Below are 2,382 nucleotides of genomic sequence, written 5' to 3'. Positions count from 1 at the left end.
ACCATCAAACCGTGGGATCAAACACCTAGTACTCTGACCAACCCGTATCGATCTGGAAATCAACACCCCGAAGAGCCTCAAGAAAGTTCATTACTTCAAGGTTCTGCTCTCGGCGTTCCCGACTACGGTCGCGCTTGACGCTAGCTGATTTTCTTACGTTCTTAAGAGGATCATAGAACACAACATCTTTGTCGTTCATCGCTCTAAAAAATGGATGCGCCATAACCCCTTGCTTGTCTTTCAGCCAGCCTTTGCGAATTCCCTCGTAAGCAGCCAGCCAGCTCCAATCCGACAAAATACGCTGCTCGTTGATCTCGTCTTCCCACATTCCGGCGGGGGCTGGTGTCACACACAACCCTTTCGATGTCATGTCCAACAATAGCAGACGGATCGCGCTCGACTGCACATTCTCCGCATATTTCATAATTTTAGATGACTTGATCGGCTTTTTGAGCCCTCGAAGTGTGTACAGAAGCCAGATTACCTCGAAGAGAGCCCCGTTTTCAAAGTGCCGCTCGGCCAGACCCGTAAACCTCTTGGCCAGTCTCTCTTTAGAAAGTCCTCCGGATGTGTGATCAATATTCAGGATGATCCTACACACACGATCCATCGATATCGGTGCGATCGCAGCCGCCTTCAACAAAAACGACTCCAAAACCTCGATATCCTTGGGGCCGAATCTACGCCCCTCAATGATAGACAAGGCATAGTTCAAAACTGGCGCACTTGGGTGTTCAAGTTGCAGCCTCAAGCATAATGCCAAGAATTCTTCTAGCCTGCTGCGGTACAGCCCGCCGCGTCGATGCGACAGAAACGCGGATATCTCTGATTTCCAGCTTTCCTGATCCGATGCCAATATATGACTGATCGATGTCTTACTTCCGTTAATCTCAAGTCCATACTCCCGATAACAACTTGAAATAACTGAAAGTATCTTTTCCGATCTTTCTAGCGTTGCAGACCCAACCGTCCAATCGTCTTGCAGCCGATCCACAACCTCACCAGGCAAATCCCCAAGCTGAGTGGAAAAGTCCGAATCGATCCTAGATGAAATGATCTCCGCCAGTATTCGAGATGTCTCAGGACCGATCGGTACCCCGATTGTTTGGTTCCGATTACAACTACGAACAAGCAAGTCAAGTCGATCCGCAAAAGTTCCCTCGTAGGTCTTGAGGGCACTCTTTACTCTTTCCTTCCCATAGGCTGCCCAAGGGATCGAGTGAGTATAAATCGTTGGATAAAATCGGGAAATATCCGTCTTTATCAGCCAGTCCGATGTCGCCTCTAGATAGCTTGTCTTTGCCCTATGAATAGGAAAATTTATTCCCTTGATTGCCCGCTCATATCTATCGGAAACACGGATTTCGTCCTCGGAATACCTTTGCCTTGAAAGCCACTTCTGAACTTTTGGCCAATTCTCCGCCAGCTCCTTAGTTAGCAACGCTTGCGGGATTGGGTGGGTCACATGAATGTTTCGGCGCTCATACAGCTTCTTCGGCTTTGAAATAACTTCTGGATCGGCAGATGGAATTTTCTTGTAGCTGTACTTCGAGCGAAACTTTTTGCCACCAATTTTTCCGAAGTCCTTCGCGTCCTTGATCTCAAAGACCTTCGCCTTGTGCCAATCTTGTATGATTTCATCGGCATTTGAACCGAAGTCTTTGGTCGTGAAAACGGGCGGGAGCTCCTTTGGAAAATACCCCTTTGATAACAAAGCCTTGAGAATCAAACCGCGCAATTCACTCACAACCCAAAGCCCCTTCCTCGTTCCTTTTCTGACTGCCCCCTGACCTGCCCCTGAACTTTCATCCAGCCGCGACCGGAGCCCGGTTAGTGTTTACGCCAATTGGCGCAGGTTGAGCAATCGCCCGACGCGCGGAGCTTTCATCTCGCGCAGCGGGGCGGGCGATTGCGGCGGTCAGGGTCCGCGCGTAGTCAGCCGGGGTCTGGTAGTCCAAGGCCGAGTGCGGGCGTTCGGTGTTGTAGTCGGCAGCCCAGGCGGCGATCACGATACGGGCATGGGCCAGGTTGCGGAACATGGTCTCGTTGAGCAGCTCGTCCCGCATCCGCCCGTTGAAACTTTCCACAAATCCGTTCTGCATCGGCTTGCCCGGGGCGATGTAATGCCACTCAATGTCGCGATCGGCGGCAAAGGTTAAGATCGCGTTACTGGTCAGTTCGGTGCCGTTGTCAGAGACGATCATCCCGGGCTTTCCGCGGCGTTCGATCAGGGCGGCCAGTTCTCGTGCCACGCGCCGCCCCGAGATTGAGGTGTCCGGGATCGCCGCCAAACATTCCCGGGTCACGTCATCGACGATGTTCAGCACCCGGAATCTTCGCCCGCAATCGAACTGGGGCATTGCCAAGTTGTTGTGTCGTGAA

Annotated in this window: 2 protein-coding genes; both read right to left on the bottom strand. The window is 51.8% G+C overall.

Translation table 11 applies throughout. The annotated features are described in order from the left end of the window. Nucleotides 1-25: 25 nt before the first annotated feature. Nucleotides 26-1,747, bottom strand: a complete 1,722-nt coding sequence (locus tag PARACOCCUSGL_RS0120005) for an RNA-directed DNA polymerase (RefSeq protein ID WP_237701591.1) — start codon at nucleotides 1,745-1,747, stop codon at nucleotides 26-28. A 58-nt stretch (nucleotides 1,748-1,805) separates the two neighbouring features. Next, nucleotides 1,806-2,382 (bottom strand): integrase core domain-containing protein (locus tag PARACOCCUSGL_RS0120000; protein WP_029372832.1); only part of this gene is annotated, 577 nt, incomplete at its 5' end.

The organism is Paracoccus sp. TRP (assembly GCF_000185925.1).
GTDB classification, from domain to species: Bacteria; Pseudomonadota; Alphaproteobacteria; order Rhodobacterales; family Rhodobacteraceae; genus Paracoccus; species Paracoccus kondratievae.
The sequence above is the reverse complement of the archived record's forward strand: the minus strand, read 5'-3'. Positions and strand labels throughout refer to the sequence as shown.